16 protein-coding genes are annotated in these 17812 nt (G+C 63.5%); 10 read left to right on the top strand and 6 right to left on the bottom strand.

What is annotated here, in order from left to right:
• Positions 1–51 precede the first annotated feature (51 nt).
• Entirely contained in the window at positions 52–315 is a 264-nt protein-coding gene (locus NCT05_RS05070; RefSeq protein ID WP_008350806.1) for a hypothetical protein, read from the top strand.
• A gap of 31 nt (positions 316–346) precedes the next feature.
• Here NCT05_RS05070 and NCT05_RS05065 read toward each other — a convergent pair whose 3' ends face one another.
• Positions 347–1687 carry an ATP-binding protein gene (locus NCT05_RS05065; RefSeq protein ID WP_008350808.1) on the bottom strand — a complete coding sequence of 447 codons (1341 nt, stop codon included), beginning with the start codon at positions 1685–1687 and terminating at the stop codon, positions 347–349.
• On the bottom strand, positions 1671–2393 hold the full coding sequence (locus tag NCT05_RS05060) for a response regulator (RefSeq protein ID WP_008350810.1): 723 nt from the start codon (positions 2391–2393) through the stop codon (positions 1671–1673). Before NCT05_RS05060 ends, NCT05_RS05065 begins: the two co-directional genes overlap by 17 nt.
• Positions 2394–2638: 245 nt before the next feature.
• On the opposite strand from NCT05_RS05060, the gene NCT05_RS05055 reads away from it, so the two are divergent.
• Entirely contained in the window at positions 2639–3235 is a 597-nt protein-coding gene (locus NCT05_RS05055; protein ID WP_034471310.1) for a Spy/CpxP family protein refolding chaperone, read from the top strand.
• A gap of 69 nt (positions 3236–3304) precedes the next feature.
• On the opposite strand, the gene NCT05_RS05050 is transcribed toward NCT05_RS05055, so the two are convergent.
• The gene (locus NCT05_RS05050; protein ID WP_250501836.1) at positions 3305–4003 is read right to left on the bottom strand and encodes a pirin family protein; all 699 of its coding nucleotides are present in this window, start codon (positions 4001–4003) and stop codon (positions 3305–3307) included.
• 355 nt (positions 4004–4358) lie between these two features.
• On the opposite strand from NCT05_RS05050, the gene NCT05_RS05045 reads away from it, so the two are divergent.
• From NCT05_RS05045 to NCT05_RS05025, 5 genes are all read left to right on the top strand, one after another.
• Positions 4359–5045, top strand: coding sequence for an ABC transporter permease (locus tag NCT05_RS05045; protein WP_008350817.1), 687 nt, complete (start codon positions 4359–4361; stop codon positions 5043–5045).
• 27 nt (positions 5046–5072) lie between these two features.
• Positions 5073–5786, top strand: coding sequence for an ABC transporter permease (locus NCT05_RS05040; protein ID WP_008350819.1), 714 nt, complete (start codon positions 5073–5075; stop codon positions 5784–5786).
• 25 nt (positions 5787–5811) lie between these two features.
• A complete protein-coding gene (locus NCT05_RS05035) occupies positions 5812–6591 on the top strand; it encodes an ABC transporter ATP-binding protein (RefSeq protein ID WP_250501835.1) in 780 nt (259 codons plus the stop codon).
• A 550-nt stretch (positions 6592–7141) separates the two neighbouring features.
• Complete coding sequence (locus tag NCT05_RS05030) at positions 7142–8290, top strand: porin (protein ID WP_008350822.1); 1149 nt, start codon at positions 7142–7144, stop codon at positions 8288–8290.
• 333 nt (positions 8291–8623) lie between these two features.
• Entirely contained in the window at positions 8624–9733 is a 1110-nt protein-coding gene (locus NCT05_RS05025; RefSeq protein WP_008350824.1) for a porin, read from the top strand.
• A gap of 78 nt (positions 9734–9811) precedes the next feature.
• Here NCT05_RS05025 and NCT05_RS05020 read toward each other — a convergent pair whose 3' ends face one another.
• The 3 genes from NCT05_RS05020 to zwf form a co-directional block, all read right to left on the bottom strand.
• Complete coding sequence (locus NCT05_RS05020; RefSeq protein ID WP_033536676.1) at positions 9812–11722, bottom strand: bifunctional transcriptional regulator/glucokinase; 1911 nt, start codon at positions 11720–11722, stop codon at positions 9812–9814.
• A complete protein-coding gene (gene pgl, locus NCT05_RS05015; protein ID WP_250501834.1) occupies positions 11703–12413 on the bottom strand; it encodes a 6-phosphogluconolactonase in 711 nt (236 codons plus the stop codon). The genes NCT05_RS05020 and pgl overlap by 20 nt, the downstream gene beginning before the upstream one ends.
• A gap of 128 nt (positions 12414–12541) precedes the next feature.
• A complete protein-coding gene (gene zwf, locus NCT05_RS05010) occupies positions 12542–14002 on the bottom strand; it encodes a glucose-6-phosphate dehydrogenase (RefSeq protein WP_250501833.1) in 1461 nt (486 codons plus the stop codon).
• A gap of 586 nt (positions 14003–14588) precedes the next feature.
• On the opposite strand from zwf, the gene NCT05_RS05005 reads away from it, so the two are divergent.
• The 3 genes from NCT05_RS05005 to NCT05_RS04995 all read left to right on the top strand — a co-directional run bounded on the left by NCT05_RS05005 (position 14589) and on the right by NCT05_RS04995 (position 17802).
• Entirely contained in the window at positions 14589–15842 is a 1254-nt protein-coding gene (locus NCT05_RS05005) for an ABC transporter substrate-binding protein (protein ID WP_008350833.1), read from the top strand.
• Positions 15843–16097: 255 nt separating this feature from the next.
• A complete protein-coding gene (locus NCT05_RS05000; protein ID WP_250501873.1) occupies positions 16098–16955 on the top strand; it encodes a carbohydrate ABC transporter permease in 858 nt (285 codons plus the stop codon).
• Positions 16945–17802: a carbohydrate ABC transporter permease gene (locus NCT05_RS04995; RefSeq protein ID WP_008350838.1), complete on the top strand. Its 858-nt coding sequence runs from the start codon at positions 16945–16947 to the stop codon at positions 17800–17802. Before NCT05_RS05000 ends, NCT05_RS04995 begins: the two co-directional genes overlap by 11 nt.
• The last annotated feature ends 10 nt before the right edge of the window (positions 17803–17812 follow it).

Raw genomic sequence — 17812 nt, 5'->3', positions numbered from 1 at the left:
TATCATCGATGTTCGAAATCGAATGCCGCTGGCGTGAATCGGGAGGATTGCATGAAGGGAAATCTGGTCATCGTGTGCCGGGATCAGGACGCAGAAACGTTCGACCACCTGCTCGCCGAGTACGGCTCTTTTCAGACGCGGCTGTCGTCGACGACGTGGTTCCTGAAGATCGATCTCGCGCCCGAGGTGATTCAGGAGGAGATTCTCTCGCGCCTCGGCAAGTACACGACGCACTACATCTTCGAGGCGTCGACGGTGACGTACAACACGGTGGACAGCGAAGCGGCGTCCGCGCTCGAAACCCTGTTCGACTGACGCCGCTCCGCCTCTCTGACCGAGCGCGCCGTTACAGCGCGCGCTCTTCGTGCTGCGACCCGGCGCGGCGCTCCTGCACCGGCCGCGTGGCGCTGTCGAACGGAAAGGTCATCGTGACCTGCAATCCGCCGTCGGCACGATTGCCGATCTCGCACTCGCCGCCCGCACGTCGCGCGAGCCGCTCCACGATCGCGAGTCCGAGCCCGCTGTGGCCGCTGCCGCCGCGCGCCGGATCGAGCCGCACGAAAGGCCGGCTCGCCTTGATGAGATCGTCCGGCGCGATGCCCTTGCCGTGATCGGACACCGACAATACCCAGCCCTTGGCTTCCCGCCGCGTCTCGATGACGACCGGCGGCGCGCCGTATGCATGGGCGTTATCCAGCAGATTCGACAGCAACCGGTCCAGCGACGCCGCCGGCAGCGCGAAAGCGGGCCCCGCTTCGAGCTTCAGGCGGATCGGCTGCGCGTCCGGCGACACCGCGCGATACGCCCGCGCGATCCGCTCGCACTGCTCGTCGACGGGAACCGGCTCGCTGCCGTCCGGGCGGTCGTGCGCGAACACGAGGAACTGGTCGACGATATGCGCCATCGAATCGACATCGCGCACGACGCCGTCGCGCATTTTGTCGTCGTCCATCATTTCGGCGCGCAGACGCAGGCGCGCGAGCGGCGTCTTCAGATCGTGCGCGACGCCTGCAAGCATGACGGCGCGATCGTTCTCCGTCTGCGAGACCTCGCGGACCATCTGATTGAAGCCGTGCGTGAGCTGCCGCAATTCGCGCGGACCGCGCTCCGGCACGGGCGGCGTCGGCTGGCCGCGTCCGAAGCGCCCGACCGCTTGCGCGAGCGCGCGCAGTGGCGACTGCAACTGCCACGCGCCGAAAAGCGCGGCGAGCACGGCGGTCGAAAAGATCAGCGCGAGCCAGACGAGCATGCGGTCGCGCGAGCGCGGCGGACGCAGCGGCTGCACCGGCACGACGACCCAGCCTGCGTCCTTCGCGCCGTGCACCCAGACGCTCGGCGGGCCGCCGGGCTCGTTGAGACGCACGTCGGTGCCGTCGGGCAGACGGTCTTTCAGATCCTCGACAAAGCGCTGTAGCGGCGGCGGCGTGCCCTCGTCCGGCTGCTTCGGCACGTCCGGGCTATCGAGCGCCACGAGGCGCACGCGCGGCGGCAGCGGTTGATCCGGCGTATTGGCGATGTGCTGGCGCACCGCCTCGACCAGGAACACGGCCTCCTCGACGGCGAAGCGCGTCTGCACGTTATCGCGCTCGAAGCGGATGATCGCGAACCACGCGACATGCGACAACACCAGCATGCCGATGACGATGACGACCAGCCGGCCGAACAGCGTGTCAATTGCCCGGCGCATTTTGCTCGCCATCCGGCACGAACACGTAACCGCGTCCGCGCACCGTCTGGATGAAGCGCGGCGCCGACGGATCGGTTTCCAGGATGCGGCGCAGGCGCCACACCTGCACGTCGATGCCGCGATCGGTGCCGTCGTACTCCGGACCGTGGAGCAATTCGAGCAGGCGCTCGCGCGTGAGCGTGCGCATCGGGTTGTTCACGAAAATTTTCAGAAGCGCGAATTCGCTGCCCGACAGCGTGAGCGGCCTGTCGTCCTGTTGCAGCGTGCGCGACTGGAAGTCGAGCCTGAAGCGGCCGAACGAATACGGTTCGCGCTGCTCCGGCGCGGCGGACGGAATCGTGCGGCGGCGGCGCAGCACGGCCTGCACCCGCGCGAGCAGTTCGCGCGGATTGAACGGCTTGCCGAGGTAATCGTCCGCGCCGAGTTCGAGGCCGACGATGCGGTCAACGTCGTCCGCGCGTGCGGTCAGCATGATGACGGGGATGTCGTCGCCGGATGCGCGCAATGCTTTGAGCGCGGTCAGCCCGTCGACGCCCGGCATCATCAGGTCGAGCACGATGAGATCGGGCCGCTCGCGTTCGATGCGGCGTTCGAGACCGCCGGCGTCATGCAGCACCGATACCTCGATGCCCTGCCGGACCAGATAGTCGCGCAAAAGGTCGCGCAGTTCGGCGTCGTCGTCGACGACAAGTATTTGCGTAGTCATGGAATGGAGTTTAGCGCGTGCGTCAGACCTCGATTGATGACAGGCCTGCCATAAGGGTTACGGGGTGTTACGACGAAAGCGAGGCGTAAACCTGCGTAACAAGCCTAAACCATGCCGTAACACGCGGTGCACGGCGAACCCCTACGCTGTGTCTCACCGACAAGCGCGAGACCTCCACGCATCAACCCGTACGTCGATGCAGGTTTCGCGGCTTCGGCTTCGAAAACAATCAAGGGAGTACCAAGATGGCCAAGCAATATCGCATCCTCACCGCCGCCGCTGCCGCAATCGCGCTGACGTTCGGCACGGCCTACGCCGCGACGAACGACGCGCCGCCCCCGCCGCCTCCGGGCGGTCCGGCCATGATGGGCGGCCCCGGCGGTCACGGCGGCCACCGCATGGAAATGCGGATGCAGAAGCAGCTGGACGAACTGCACGGCCAGTTGAAGCTGAACGCGGATCAGGAAAAGCTGTGGCAGACCGCGCTCACGACGATGAAGCAGAATCGTCAGGCGATGCGCGAAAGCTTCAGGCAGATGCACGATCAGATGAAGTCGATGGAAAACCAGCCGATCCTCGACCTGAACGCGATGCACGCCGCGCATCAGAAGATCGAGCAGCAGAACGAGCAGTTGCGCGAGCAGACCGCGACCGCGTGGTTGAACTTCTATAACGCGCTGAACGACCAGCAGAAGACGACGGTCAGCACGGCGCTGAAGAAGCACTTCGCGAAGATGCGCGAGCACGAGCAGAAGATGCACGAGCGCTGGGGCAAGCACCGCGGCGGCCCGGACGGCGCACCGGGCGCGGCGGCGGGCGCATCCGCCACGGCCAAGCCGTAAGCCGTCTCGGCGCATGAAAGAAGGCCGCGGAGCATGCGCTCCGCGGCCTTCTTTACATCAGTGGAACGATCAGGCGAGGTCGAACAGCAGCACTTCCGCGTTATCGCCCTTCTCGATCGTCACCTTCGACACGTCTTCGAGCTTCACGGCGTCGCCCGCGCCGAGCGCTTCGCCGTTGACCGTCACCGCGCCGCGCGCCACATGCACATACACGCGGCGGCCCGCCGGCACGTCGAAGTCCGCGCGCTCGTCGCCGTCGAAAAGTCCCGCGAAGATGCGCGCGTTCGCGCCGATCTTCACCGAACCGTCGGTGCCTTCCGGCGATGCGATCACCCGCAGGCGGCCGCGCTTTTCATCGTCGGCGAAGCGCTTTTCCTCGTACCCGGGCGCGCCGCCCGGCGCATCCGGAATGATCCAGATTTGCAGGAAGTGCGCGGTGTCCGTCGGCGAACCGTTGAATTCGCTGTGGCGCACGCCGGTGCCGGCGCTCATGCGCTGGACATCGCCGGGACGGATCGTCGAGCCGTTGCCGATGCTGTCGCGATGCGCGAGCGCGCCCTCGAGCACGTAGCTCACGATTTCCATATCGCGATGGCCATGCGCGCCGAAGCCCTGTCCGCCCGCGACGCGGTCCTCGTTGATCACGCGCAGCGCGCCGAAGTGCATGTGCTCGGGATCGTAGTAATCGGCGAAGGAGAAGCTGTGATACGAGTCGAGCCAGCCGTGGTTGGCGTGACCCCGTTCGTTGCTGCGGCGAATCTCGATCATGGTATTTGCTCCCGCCCAAGGCGTTGTTTTGCGATGGAGAGAATGTAAGGGCGACGCCCTTCCGAAACAACGCGCGCCACGGCACTACATCGTTCCGCTGATGCATGTAATCGGACACATCCTGCTTCGAACTCGCGCCCTGGCCGGCTTCGGGTAAAATACCGCGCTTTTCCGGGCGGCGACGGGTTGGGAACGCCCGCGAGACGCCGGAACGCGCCGCGATGCGCCGGAAAAACGCATCCGAAACGTTGGCAGGGTTAGCAGCAGCGGCTGCTCGCAATTTTGGCCATCTAGAATACCGACCGCCGCGCTCGTCACACTCCATGCACGTCAGGCACCTTACCAAGGAATCACCATGTTGCAAGGCTACGGTCCGCTGATCCTCGCGGGCACCTGGCAGACCGTCAAGCTGGCGGTGCTGTCGCTCGTGTTCGCCTTCGTGATCGGCCTGATCGGCGCGGCGGCGAAGCTGTCGAAGAACCGCGTCGCGTCGGGCGTCGGCACCGTCTACACCACGCTCATCCGCGGCGTGCCCGATCTCGTGCTGATGCTGCTGCTCTTCTACAGCATCCAGATCTGGCTGAATCTCTTCACCGACGCGATGGGCTGGGATCAGATCGACATCGATCCGTTCCTCGCCGGCATTCTGGTGCTCGGCTTCATCTACGGCGCGTATTTCACCGAAACCTTCCGCGGCGCGTTTCTTTCCGTGCCGCGCGGCCAACTCGAAGCGGGCGCGGCCTACGGCATGACGCCGTGGCAGACCTTCGCGCGCATCATGTTTCCGCAGATGATGCGTTTCGCGCTGCCGGGCATCGGCAACAACTGGCAGGTGATGGTCAAGGCGACGGCGCTCGTGTCGATCATCGGTCTCGCGGACGTCGTCAAGGCCTCGCAGGACGCGGGCAAGGGCACGCTGCGTTTCTTCTTCTTCACGCTGCTCGCGGGCGCGATCTATCTCGCGATCACCACGATCTCGAATCTCGTGCTGATCTGGCTGGAGCGGCGCTATTCCATCGGCGTGCGCAAGGCCGACCTCTAATCGGTCCATTACAGGGCGGCAGGGATCATGATCGAAATCATCCAGGAATACTGGAAGAATTACCTCTTCACCGACGGCTACCGCATCACCGGTCTCGCGATCACGATGTGGCTGCTCGTCATCTCCATCGGCCTCGGCTTTTGTCTTTCGGTGCCGCTCGCGGTCGCGCGGGTGTCGAAGAACAAGCTGCTCTCGCGTTCGGTGTGGCTCTATACCTACGTGTTTCGCGGCACGCCGCTCTATGTGCAGTTGCTGCTCTGCTACACGGGCCTGTATAGCCTCCAGGTCGTGCGCGATCACATGCTGCTTTCCGAGTTCTTCAGAAGCGGGATGAACTGCACGCTGCTCGCGTTCACGCTGAATACGTGCGCCTACACCACCGAGATTTTCGCCGGCGCGATCAAGGCGACGCCCTACGGCGAAATCGAAGCCGCGCGCGCGTATGGCATGTCGAGCTTCACGCTGTATCGGCGCGTGATTCTTCCGTCGGCGTTGCGGCGCGCGCTGCCTTACTACAGCAACGAAGTCATTCTGATGCTGCACGCGACCACCGTCGCGTTCACGGCGACCGTGCCGGACATCCTCAAGATCGCGCGCGATGTCAACTCGGCGACGTATCAGTCGTTCGAGGCGTTCGGCCTCGCCGCCCTGCTCTACCTCTGCATTTCGTTCGCGCTCGTGTGGCTGTTCCGCCGCGCCGAGCATCGCTGGCTCGCTTATTTGCGGCCGCAAGGCAAATAAGTTCACCGCCGCTCAAGGACCGTTCATGATTTCCCAGCAGCACAAGCTTATCGTCGATGACATTCACAAGCAGTACGGCAGCAACGAAGTTCTCAAGGGCGTGTCGCTGAAGGCGAAGGCCGGCGACGTCATCAGCATCATCGGGTCGTCGGGCTCGGGCAAGAGCACGATGCTGCGCTGTATCAACTTTCTCGAACAGCCGAATCAGGGGCGCATCTTCGTCGACGGGAAAGAAGTCCGCACGATGAAGGACAAGACCGGCGCGCTGAAGGCGGCGGACGCGCAGCAATTGCGGCAGGTTCGCTCGAAACTGTCGATGGTCTTCCAGCACTTCAATCTCTGGTCGCACATGAACGTGCTGGAGAACGTGATCGAGGCGCCCGTCAACGTGCTCGGACTTTCGCGGAAAGAAGCGGAGGAGCGCGCGCGTACCTATCTGGAGAAAGTCGGGCTCGCGCCGCGCGTGGAGAAGCAGTACCCGTCGCATCTGTCGGGCGGACAGCAGCAGCGCGTGGCCATCGCGCGGGCGCTCGCGATGCATCCCGATGTCATGCTCTTCGACGAGCCGACCTCCGCGCTCGATCCGGAGCTCGTCGGCGAAGTGCTGAAGGTGATGCAGACGCTCGCCGAGGAAGGCCGCACGATGATCGTCGTCACGCACGAGATGGCGTTCGCGCGCAACGTGTCGAACCATGTGGTGTTTCTGCATCAGGGGCGCATCGAGGAAGAAGGCCATCCGGATGCCGTGTTCGGCAACACGAAGAGCGAGCGCCTGAAGCAGTTTCTGTCGGGCAGCCTGAAGTAAGCGATCGCTGCCGGAAGCAGCCTTCCACTCCAAAAAAAGCGTCCGTGAGGCGCTTTTTTTACGCCCGCCCGCAAGGCTTTAGACCTCTTTCGCGCCCTGACTCGACCTAGCGCCGCGGCGAGCGCGCGTCAATAGGCGACAAACCTGACCCCGAAACTTACATGCCGCTGAAGCCCTGATGGAATAAGGCTTTGCGGCGTATTTCCCATCCTGTGGGTCGACTGCCTAGCACATGGGCATTGCATTTTTGACACAAACGGTCGGCGATCGTCATTTTTCTTTGGCGACCATAACGTAATTTGTTAAATTGGTAACGAAAGTACCAAAACGAAGTACACAAAAAGTAGTTTTACTTCAAAAGTCCAAAAGAAACTGAGGAACGGCACCGATCGACGGATCGGGGTCAGATTCGCGCCCACGACGTGCGAATCGTCACTAGCACTACAGCCCGCGCGTGTCCTTCCTCTGAAAACATTTTCGGTTGGGTGCGCTCGCATCGAACCACACAGCAGCACTTGGGTTCTATTTCTTGACAGGGTTGGAGGAGATGATGAAGAAAGCTTTGCTCGCGTCGGCAGCACTGCTGGCGTTCAGCGCGGGGGCGCACGCTCAGAGCAGCGTGACGCTGTATGGCCGCCTGGACGCGGGGCTCGAATACATGAACGGTGTGCCGACCGGTCCGGCCGGCGCGCCCGCCACCGGCTCTTCGCACCGCTTCAAGGCGGAAAGCGGCGATTGGGGCACGAGCTTGTGGGGTTTGAAGGGCGTCGAAGATCTGGGCGGCGGCTATCGCGCCGTGTTCCAGTTGGAAGGCAGCTTCAACACCATGACGGGTCAAGGCCCGGGCGGCGGCGGCCTCTTCAATCGCTGGGCGACGGTCGGTATCGCGAACAATCAGTTCGGTACGCTGTTGCTGGGTCGTGAACTCTTCATCGCCAACGGCGTATGGGACTTCGATCCGTTCGGTCAGTCGAACTGGTCGTCCGCATCGCTGGTGCGTGGCCGCAACTGGCCGCAGTCGAGCAACAACATTTCGTACCAGTCGCCGAAGTTCGCGGGCTTCGACTTCTACGGTCAGTACTCGCTCTCGAACGCGACGAACTGGAACGGTAACGGCACGACGCCGCAAGGCCGCGAAGCGGGCGCGTACATCACGTACACGACGCCCCTCTTCCAGATTCGCGGTATGTACGACGAAATCCGCAACCCGGCAAACGGTACGCTCGGCGGCGCGTACAACCCGATCGACGGCGGCTCGGGCGGCAACGGCGTCTATGCGTACTCGCGCGAGTACACGGCGATGTTCAACCTGTTCCTCGGTCAGTTCAAGGTACAGGGCGCTTATCAGGCAATCCGCAGCTCGGGCATGACGGGCCAGTTGCCCGGCCAGCCGACCACGCTCGATCACGAATGGGGCGGCGTGACGTGGCAAGCCACGCCGGCAGCAGCGCTGATCGCGGCGGTGTACCACGTCAACGGCAACAACGGCGCGGGTAACGCGACCATCTACACGGTCGGCGGCTCGTACAACCTGTCCAAGCGCACGCTGCTCGACCTGCAGGTTGCGACGGTGCAGAACAGCAAGGCCGCGAACTACGGTCTCAACGCCAACAACTATGGCTCGGCTGCTTCGACGGACAACCCGTTCCCTGGCCACAGCCAGACGGGCGTGTACGCAGGTATCCAGCACTCGTTCTAAGCAACGGGTCTGACAGAAAAGTCTTTTAGAAGGTTTTCACGCTGCTGCGAGAGGCGCGTATCGGTGCGGTGCCCGAAAGGGTATCGCACCGTTTTTTATTGGATCGCGAGACTTTCGGGCGTTTGCAGCTCGGGCATAACGAACGTCGATGCCGACGGTATCCTGCCCGCGCACGACATTTGTCAACTCGGCAACTAAAACTACAAAACCGGGCATCCGACAAAGTAGTTCTACTTCACAATCCCTCCGAATTCGAGAAATGACGCGGATCGCGGCGTGATCGCGATGCCTCGTCATGCACATGTTTTCTTTGACAGCGTTTTGGAGGGGATGATGAAGAAGGTATTGCTCGCGTCGGCAGCACTCATGGCGTTCAGCGCAGCGGCACATGCACAGAGCAGCGTGACGCTGTACGGCCGCATCGACGCGGGACTCGAATACATGAGCGGCGTGCCCGACGGCGCCGGCGGCAGCACGCATCGTTTTCGCGCCGAAAGCGGCGATTGGGGCACGAGCCTGTGGGGCATCAAGGGCGCCGAGGACCTGGGCGGCGGCAACCGCGCCGTTTTCCGGCTGGAAAACGGCTTCAACGCGATGAACGGCCAGGCGCAAGGCAACCTCTTCAATCGCTGGGCGACGGTCGGTATCGCCAACGATCAGTTCGGTACGGTTCTGCTCGGCCGTGAGCTCTTCATCTCGAACGGCATATGGGACTTCGATCCGTTCGGTCAGTCGAACTGGTCGTCGGCATCGCTGGTGCGTGGTCGCAACTGGCCGCAGTCGAGCAACAACATTTCGTATCAGTCGCCGAAGTTCGCGGGCTTCGATTTCTACGGCCAGTACGCGCTGTCCAACGCGACCAACTGGAACGGCAACGGCACCACGCCGCAGGGCCGTCAGGCCGGTGCGCAGATCACCTACACATCGCCGCTGTTTCAGGTGCGCGGCATCTACGACGAGATCCGCAACCCGGCGAACGGCACGCTCGGCGGTGACTACAGCACGGGCAACGGTGCCTACGCCTACTCGCGCGAATACACGGCGATGTTCAACGTGTTCCTCGGCCAGTTCAAGCTGCAGGGCGGCTATCAGGCGATCCGCACGTCCGGCATGACGAACCTGCTGCCCGGCCAGCCGAGCACGCTCGATCACGAATGGGGCGGCGTGACGTGGCAAGCCACGCCGGCAGCGGCGCTGATCGGCGCGGTGTATCACGTGAACGGCAACAACGGCGCGGGCAACGCGACCATCTATTCGGTCGGCGGTTCGTACAACATCTCGAAGCGCACGCTGTTCGACATTCAGATCGCCACGGTGCGCAACAGCAGCACCGCGAACTACGGCCTGAACGCCAACAACTACGGCACGTCGGCGGCGACGGACAACCCGCTCGTCGGACACAGCCAGTCGGGCGTGTACGCGGGCATCCAGCACTCGTTCTGACGCGCCGGTTCGATCCGCAAGACAAAGGGCCGCCGATTCGCATCGGCGGCCCTTCGTTCATCGCGCTTCGAAAGCGCTTCAGTCCCGCGCCATTCCCGACGCGCCGTGGCTCAGCCAGTCGAGCACGGCGGCGGCGTCATCGTCGCTCGACTGACGCGCCTTCGCGACCGTCTCGCTGATCTTCGCGCCGGGCTTCGGCGCGGCACGGCGAATCGCGACGCCGACCGCGAGAATGTCGATGATGACGAGGTGCAGAATGCGCGAGATCATCGAAAGCTGCGACTCGCGGATCTCGATGTGATCCGTCTCCAGCGCGACCGTCGCGCGCTTGGCGAGCGGCGTGTTGCTCGACGTAATAGCGATGACCGTCGCGCCTTGCTGCATCGCCACTTCGAGCACGCGCAGCAGTTCCGGCGCGCGCCCCGACTTCGACACCGCCACGATCACATCGCCCTTGCCGAGCAGCGCCGCGGACGCCGCCTGCATGTACAGGTCGCCGTACGCGATCGTCGGAATGCCGAAGCGGAAGAACTTGTAGTGCGCGTCCTGCGCGACGATATTCGAATTCCCGAGCCCGTAGAACTCGATGCGCCGCGCGCCGTTGAGGATATCGATCGCGCGCTCGACGTTCTCGAAGTTCAGATGCTCGCGCAACTGCAGGATCGCCGACACGGTGTTGTCGAGCACCTTCGCGCCGAAGTCGGTGGCCGTATCGCCGAGATGCACCTGGCTGTGGCTCACCGGAATGGTGCCGGTCAAGCCGGTCGCGAGCTTCAGCTTGAAGTCGGACAAGCCCTGGCAGCCGAGCGAGCGGCAAAAGCGGATCACCGTCGGCTGACTGACGTCGGCCTTGCGCGCGATGTCGATGATCGGATCGTTGATGATCGAGCGCGGATGATTCAGCGCGAGATCGGCGACGCGCCGCTCGGCGGGCGTCAGCGCGTCACGCATCTGGCGGATGCGTTCGAACACGGCCGACGAACCGCTGTTCGCGCGATTCGACAACTGTTCCGACAAAATCGCCGACACGCCGAGAAACGCCGGATATTCCGCCGTGATGATGTACGTCGGAATGCCCGACAGATACTGCTGGAAGCGCCCTTTCGACTCGAAGCGCTCGCGAAACGGCGACTTGTGGAACAGCTCGCCGAGCTTCAGCACGATGCCGCCGCCGATGTAAATGCCGCCCAGCGCGCCCAGCGTCACCGCGATATTGCCCGCGAACGTGCCGAGGATCGCGCAGAAACAGTTCACCGTTTCGAGCGCGAGCGGCTCGCCTTGCAGCGCGCGCGTCGTGACATCGGCGGCGGTGAAGGTGTCGGCGACCGTGACGTTGTCGCGCTCCGCGAACGCCCGGTAGATCAGCTCCAGCCCCTGCCCCGCGCACACGCGCTCGAACGAGACGTGCGGAAACTTGCGGCGCGCATAGCGGGTGACGAGGTCTTCGTTCTCGTCGAACGGCGAAAACGTCGCGTGACCGCCTTCGCTGCCGAGCGCGATCCAGCGATCGTCCGCCGGAATCAGCCCGGAGACGCCCAAACCCGTGCCGGGGCCGAGCAGACCGATCACGCTGTTCTGCCGCCGCGAGCCGCCGCCGACCTGTTCGCGCTGGGCGTCGGTCAGGCCGGGCAGCGCCATCGCGAGCGCGGTGAAGTCGTTCACGACGAGCAGCGTGTCGAAGCCGAGCGCGCGGCGCGTCGCCTCGATCGAGAAGCTCCAGTCGTGATTGGTCATCTTCACGTGATCGCCGTCGACCGGATTCGCGATCGCGATCGCCGCATGATTGACGCGGCCGACCTTCGTGTCCTTCAGATACTGCTGCATCACCTCCGCGATGCCGGGGTAATCGGCCCCCGGATACACGCGGATCTGCCCGATCTCGCCGGTTGCGGTCTCCAGCGCGAAGCGCGCGTTCGTGCCGCCGATGTCGGCCAGAAGCCGCGGTCCGTCGGCGTGCTGAGCCGCTGTCTTATGCACACCAGTAGACATCGAGCTTCACTCCTTCAGCGTGGGCCAGCGTCGAGATGGCGTTTTTTTGCGGCGCGGCGAGCGCCGCGTTCAGGACGTCGAGTTTCTTCTGCCCGGCGATGAACAGATACAACTGCCCGATCTGCTTGAGCGCCGACATCGACAGGCTCACGCGCGCATGCGGCGCCGCGCCCGGATGCACGGCGATGAACCGGTCCGGCGTGGAGATCGCGAAATCCCATTCGGACGCGTCGGCGAAAATCGAGGCCGTGTGGCCGTCCTCGCCCATGCCGAGCACGGCCACGTCCGGCAGACGGCGGCGCGGATCGGCGTTCAGTTCGGCGATGTGCGCCTCGAGCGGCTTGGCCGTATCGACGAGCGGCAGGAAATACGCCGACCCCGCCGCGTTCTGCAGCAGCGTGTCGCGCACGAGCTGCGCGTTGCTCGCGGAATCGGTTTCGGGCACCCAGCGGTCGTCGACGAGCGTCACGTCGATGTGCGCCCAGTCGAGCGGCTCGCGCGAGAGCGACTGCAAGAACGGTTTCGGACTCGTGCCGCCCGAGACCGCCAGCGTGGCGTGAGCGGTTTGTCCGGCGGCGTCGGCCGATGCCGCGCCTCTTGCCGCGAGGGACGCTTTCAGCGCGTCGCTCACGGCTTTCGCCAGCGCGTTCGAATGGGCGCGCGGATCGTCGAAAGTATGAAGCTCGATCACTGCTCCTCCTGCTTGTTCTGGTTTATCGATCCGCTTTCTGTTCGCGCCGTCGCAATGACGGGCGAAGCGGTGTCCTGAATCTTCGTGCGCGCCGCGCGCCTCTTGCGGGCTGCGTCGGCGTCACTCCCTCAATTCTCTTCTTCCAGCCAGCACGTGCCCGCCTGCGCGAGCATCGCGCTCGATGCCGCCGGTCCCCACGTGCCCGCCGCATACGGCTTCGGCTTGCTGGTCGCCGATGCCCACGCGTTCAGGATCGGCTCGACCCAGCGCCACGCCGCTTCCTGCTCGTCGCGCCGCACGAAAAGCGCGAGGCGGCCGTGAATCACATCGAGCAGAAGCCGCTGATACGCCTCCATCTGTCCTTCCTTGAAGAACTGATCGAACGCGAGATCCAGATGTACGCTCGCGAGGTTCATGCCCTCGCCCGGCTGCTTCGCCAGGCAGTAGAGACGAATCGACTCGTTCGGCTGCAACCGGATCACGAGACGGTTCGCGCCCGCGCGCAATGCGTTCGCGCCGAGCGCCGAATGCGGCACCGCGCGGAAATTCACGACGATCTCCGCGACGCGATCCGCGAGCCGCTTGCCGGTGCGCAGGAAAAACGGCACGCCCGCCCAACGCCAATTCTCGATCTCCACCTTCAGCGCGACGAAAGTTTCCGTCGTGCTGTCGGCGCGCACGCCCGGCTCGGTCACGTACGCGGGCACCGCCGTACCGCGGATCACACCCGCATGATATTGCCCGCGCACCGCGACGCGGCTGATGTCGCGCTCGTCGATGGGCTTGAGCGCGCGCAGCACGCGCAGTTTCTCGTCGCGCACGGAGTCGGAGTCCATCGAGTGCGGCGGCTCCATCGTCACGATGGAAAGCAACTGGAGCAAGTGGTTCTGCACCATGTCGCGCAGCGCGCCCGTATTGTCGTAGAAGTCGCCGCGCGCTTCCACGCCCAGTTCCTCGGCGATCGTGATCTGGATGCTCTCGACCCATTCCCGCCGCCACAGCGGCTCGAAAAGCGCGTTGCCGAAGCGCAGCGCGAGCAGGTTCTGCACCGGCTCCTTGCCGAGATAGTGATCGATCCGATAGATCTGCTCTTCCTGGAAGATTTCGCCGACGGCGTCGTTGATCGCGTTCGACGACTTCAGGTCGTAGCCGAGCGGCTTTTCGAGCACGATGCGCGCGTTCTGGTTCAGGCCGACATCGGCCAGCGCCCGGCAGATCGGCACGAACAGCGACGGCCCCGTCGCCAGATAGAAGACGCGCGTGCCGTCGAACCGGGCGAGCGCGTCGCGCAAGACGACGAAGTCCTCCGGACGTCCCAGGTCCAGCCCGACGTACTCGAAGCGCTCGATGAAGCTCTGCCACGCGGCTTCATCGATGCCGTTCTTCGCTACATGCGGCTTCACGTGATCCTCGACCCACGCGCGGTATTCCTCTTGCTGCTTGGCCTCGCGCGCGACCGAGACGATTCTGCCCGCCGGATTGAGCATGCCCGCGCGATGCGCCTCGAAGAGCGCGGGAAGAATCTTGCGCATGGAGAGGTCGCCGGTGCCGCCGAAGAGTACGAAGGTGAAGTTCGAGTCGCTTTGCATGAGTCTCTACGTGGGTTCGAGAGCGGATGTGAGTCGAATCGGGGCGAGTCGCCCGGGTGACTACGGATGACAGCGTAGTCCGATAAAATTTTTTTTGACACTGAATTGTAGTTTAACTACAATCCAAATCAAGAGGAAATGTCATCTACAGAAAATTGCCAAAGTCAATCAGACAAGTCTGGTGACGAGCTTTTTTACAGATGATCGTTCTGAGCGCATGTTAACGGAGCGCGCGGCGCGCCGCTTTCCACGGAAAGCGCCCCTTGCGGCTCACGATCGTTCAGGCCTCGCGCCTCGCCGTCGAGTGCGTCTTTCGGGGCAACGCTCGAACGAACGGGTAAAAATCAAAAGAGGAGACAGCCGTTGCGATTCAACCCACTCATCTCTTGAGCGCCGTGCGGCCGACTATCGGTCTGCCGGCCCGGCACGTCGCGTCCGTCGTGACTCGCGCCTGCCGCATCCCCGCCGACACCGCCGATTCCCGGCCATCCAGTTTTGCCGTTTTTTCGACCACCGCTTCTTAGCCATGCTTCTGGCTGCATCGGGAGCCAATCGTTTCTTGTCAGGTGTCTGGAGGAGATAAACAATGAAAGTCCGTAAGCTCATGGGCGCGCTGTGCGCCGCAGGTCTTCTGTGCGGCGCGACGGCGTCGGCGGTTCAGGCTGCCGAGGCCGTTTCCGTGTTGCACTGGTGGACGTCCGGCGGCGAATCCAAGGCTGTCGGCGTGCTCAAGGACGACATGACGAAGCAGGGTTACACCTGGAAGGACTTCGCTGTCGCGGGCGGTGCGGGCGCGGCCGCGATGACCGCGCTGAAGACGCAGGTCATCTCGGGCAACGCGCCGTCGGCGGCGCAGATCAAGGGTCCGCTGATCCAGGAATGGGCCGAGCAAGGCGTCCTCGTGCCGATCGATTCCGTCGCGGGCGACTGGAAAAAGAACCTGCCGCCGGAAATCGACAAGATCATCCACGCCGACGGCCACTACGTCGCCGCGCCCTTCTCGGTGCATCGCGTGAACTGGCTGTACATCAACAAGGCCGCGCTCGACAAGGCGGGCGGCAAGGTCCCGACCAACTGGAACGAGTTCTTCCAGGTCGCCGACAAGATGAAGGCCGCGGGCATCATGCCGATCGCGATGGGCGGCCAGCCGTGGCAGGACCTGACGCTGTGGGAAGACGTCGTGCTGTCGCAGGGCGCGGACTTCTACAAGAAGGCGATCGTCGATCTCGATCAGAAGACCTTGACCTCGGACAAGATGGTTCAGGTGTTCGACACGGTCCGCAAGATCCAGGGCTACTTCGATAGCGGCCGCACGGGCCGCGACTGGAACCTCGCGACCGCGATGGTCATCAACGGCAAGGCCGGCATGCAGTTCATGGGCGACTGGGCGAAGGGCGAATTCGCCGGCGCCGGCAAGAAGGCGGGCACGGACTACGTGTGCGCGCCGGTGCCGGGCACGGAGAAGGCCTACACGTTCAACGTCGACTCGTTCGTGTTCTTCCAGCAGAAGGGCCAGAAGGCTGCGACGCCGGGCCAGCTCGCGCTCGCGAAGACCATCATGACGCCGGAATTCCAGGAGCAGTTCAGTCTGAACAAGGGGTCGATCCCGGTGCGTCTCGGCGTCCCGATGGATAAGTTCGACGACTGCGCGAAGAAGTCCTACGCTGATGAACAGACGGCGATCAAATCGGGCGGCTATGTTCCGTCGCTCGCGCACGGCATGGCTCAGGGCGATGCCGTCGCCGGCGCGATGACCGACGTCGTGACGAAGTTCATGAATTCGTCGCAGGATTCGAAGAGCGCGGTTGCCGCACTCGCGAACGCCGCCAAGACGAAGTAAGGCCGCATCCGCCCGGCGCGTGTGCGAAAGGCATGCGCCGGGCGGGGCAAGACAGAGCAGGACTGCATCTGTAACGTCGCAACATTTCAGCGCCAGCAGGCATTCGCCACAGAAGCGCCAGTCAGTGCACCTAAACGCACGAAAAGCGCCGGCGCATCTTCCAGGAGTCGAGTCGTGACTGCCTCCATCGCCGCGGACAAGAAACCGCAAAACCCGCCCCGTCGCGCGTCACCGACGGCGGCGCTCGCCGATCGCATGATTCCGAAGCTGGTGCTCGCTCCCAGCGTCGTGATCGCGATCGTTTTCGTGTACGGCTTCATCGCCATTACCGGGTATCTGTCGCTTTCCGAATCGCGGCTCATGCCGCGCTACGATTTCGCGGGCTTCGACCGCTACAAACAGCTTTTCGCCAACGATGTCTGGTGGACTTCCGCCGCCAACCTCGGCTGGTTCGGCATTCCGTTCATCGGGATTTGCGTGTTCCTCGGCCTTTTCCTTGCGATCCTTCTCGACCAGAAGATCCGCAACGAAGGTGCATTGCGCGCGGTCTTCCTCTATCCGATGGCGCTTTCGTTCATCGTGACCGGCACCGCGTGGCAGTGGATTCTGAACCCCGGCCTCGGTCTGGAGAAAGTATTTCATGACTGGGGCTGGACGAGTTTCTCGTTCAACTGGCTCGGCGACCCGGACAAGGCGATTTTCTGCGTCGTGATCGCCGCGGTGTGGCAATCGACGGGCTTCGTGATGGCGCTCTTCCTCGCCGGTCTGCGCGGCGTCGACGGCGAAATTTTCAAGGCCGCGCAAGTCGATGGCGCGACGCTGCCGACCATCTACCGCAAGATCGTGATTCCGAGCATGCGCCCGGTGTTCTTCTCCGTGCTGCTGATCCTCTGCCACATCACGATCAAGACCTTCGACCTCGTCGTCGCGTTGACGGCGGGCGGTCCGGGCACGTCGTCGTCGCTGCCGGCAATCTTCATGTACACGTTCTCGTTCAATCGCGGGCAACTGGGCGTGGGCGCCGCATCGTCGATGATGATGCTCGCCACCGTCGTCGCCGTGCTCGTGCCGCTCATGTATCTCGAATCGAGGAGCACCCGCAATGCAGCCTAAGATGACCCTGAGCCGCGCCGTCATCTACGCGGTGCTCATACTTTTCGCGCTCTACTTCCTGTTCCCGATCTACGTGATGCTGTCGACGTCGTTCAAGGATCTCGACCAGCTTCGCACGGGCAATCTGCTCACGCCGCCGACGCACTTCACGTTCGCGCCGTGGGTCAAAGCGTGGCAGGAAGCGTGTACCGGCGTGCGCTGCGACGGCATGGAGCCGTTCTTCATGAACTCGGTCCGCATGGTGATCCCCGCCGTGCTGATCTCGTCGTTCATCGGCGCGTTCAACGGCTACGTGCTCACGCACTGGCGCTTCCGCGGCGCGGACGCCATCTTCACGATGCTGCTCGTCGGCTGCTTCATCCCCTTCCAGGCGATCCTTCTTCCTATGGCGCGTCTGCAGGGCTTTCTCGGCCTTTCGAACACGACGACCGGCCTCGTGCTCGTACACGTGATCTACGGCATCGCGTTCACGACGATGTTCTTCCGCAACTTCTACGTGAGCATTCCGGCCGAGCTCGTGAAGGCGGCGCGCATCGACGGCGCGGGTTTCTTCACCATCTTCACGAAGATTCTGCTGCCGGTGTCGCTGCCGATCTTCATGGTGTGCCTGATCTGGCAATTCACGCAGATCTGGAACGATTTCCTGTTCGGTATCGTGTTTTCGGGCGTGGATTCCATGCCGATCACGGTGGCGCTGAACAACCTCGTGAACACATCGACGGGCGTGAAGGAATACAACGTCGACATGGCCGGCGCGATCATCGCCGCATTGCCGACGATCCTCGTCTACATGATCGCGGGACGTTATTTCGTGCGCGGGCTGACCGCCGGCGCGGTGAAGGGTTAAACGAGCAGTA

Source organism: Caballeronia sp. AZ7_KS35, from assembly GCF_023631045.1.
In the GTDB taxonomy this organism is placed as follows: domain Bacteria; phylum Pseudomonadota; class Gammaproteobacteria; order Burkholderiales; family Burkholderiaceae; genus Caballeronia; species Caballeronia zhejiangensis.
Note: the sequence above shows the minus strand (reverse complement) of the source record. Positions and strands in the feature narration are given on the sequence as shown.